The organism is Vibrio sp. YT-18 (genome assembly GCF_033337345.1).
Classification (GTDB): Bacteria; Pseudomonadota; Gammaproteobacteria; order Enterobacterales; family Vibrionaceae; genus Vibrio; species Vibrio alginolyticus.
The window spans coordinates 1-1159 of the sequence record NZ_JAWOQO010000188.1 but is presented as its reverse complement, the minus strand read 5'-3'; the positions used below and the strand labels follow the sequence as shown (position 1 = coordinate 1159).

Below are 1159 nucleotides of genomic sequence, written 5' to 3'. Positions count from 1 at the left end.
GGTAGTAGCGCCACATGCGAATGAAGCGTTCGTCATAACCCAAAGCACGCACTTCAGTTTCGGCTTGATTAAAGCGACGGTGCCAGTGTGCCAAGGTTTTGGCATAGTCGAGGCCGATATCGTAAAGATCCCTCAACAGCAAGTCGCTGTGTTGTGTGGTTGCCTGAGTCAACGAGGTCACGGAAGGCAAAAAGCCACCGGGAAAAATGTATTTCTGAATAAAATCGACATTGTTGCTGTAATAGTCGTAGCGCTGGTCCGCAATCGTAATCGCTTGGATAGCCATCAGGCCGCGAGGTTTTAATAACGACTCGCATTTTTTGATGTAGGAAGCTAAGAACTGTTTCCCCACGGCTTCAATCATCTCGATAGAAACCAATTTATCGTACGTCCCAGTAAGGTTACGATAGTCTTCTTTAAGTAAAGTAATTCGATCGGCTAAACCTCGTTGTACGATTTGCTGTCGAGCATATTCATGCTGCTCTTCCGAAATGGTCGTTGTTGTCACTCGGCAACCGTATTGCTCAGCCATGTATATCGCCATCGCCCCCCACCCTGTGCCAATCTCAATCACATGGTCGGTAGATTGAAGATCCAACTGCTGGCACAAGCGTTCCATTTTATTGATTTGAGCTTGCTCTAAGGAGTCGGAACTTGTGTGGTAAAGCGCTGATGAGTACAGCATGTTGGTATCTAAAAAAGCTTCATACAAATCATTGCCTAAATCGTAATGAGCATGGATGTTCTTCCGAGAGTTTTCTTGCGAGTTTCGATTCGTCCAATGGCTAAACTTATAAAGTAACTTGGTAAGCCAACTACCCTGCTCCTCAAGCTTATCAAGGGCCCGCATATTTAGCGCCATCAGCTTCATCAATGCCGTTAAATCTGGACTGTCCCACCAGCCATCCATGTACGCCTCACCGGCAGCGATGCTACCGCCTTGTAATATTCTGGAGTAAAAACCTGGGTGCTTAACCTCAATGGTCGCAACGACAGGTTGGCCACTGTATTCTCCGTTTGGCGCAGTAAAACGTTCACTGCGCTCCTTTGTCTCAGTATGAAACGATTCAATAATGGTTAAGCAACCCATTTCCATCTTTTGCAGACATTGAAAAATAACTCCGCGAGCAGCTTTCTGAGTCATCGTCAGTTTGCGCGG

1 protein-coding gene is annotated in these 1159 nt (G+C 46.4%); it reads right to left on the bottom strand.

The annotated features are described in order from the left end of the window. On the bottom strand, window positions 1-1159 hold a 1159-nt coding region (locus R7M72_RS25340; RefSeq protein ID WP_318056487.1), incomplete at both ends, for a cyclopropane-fatty-acyl-phospholipid synthase family protein.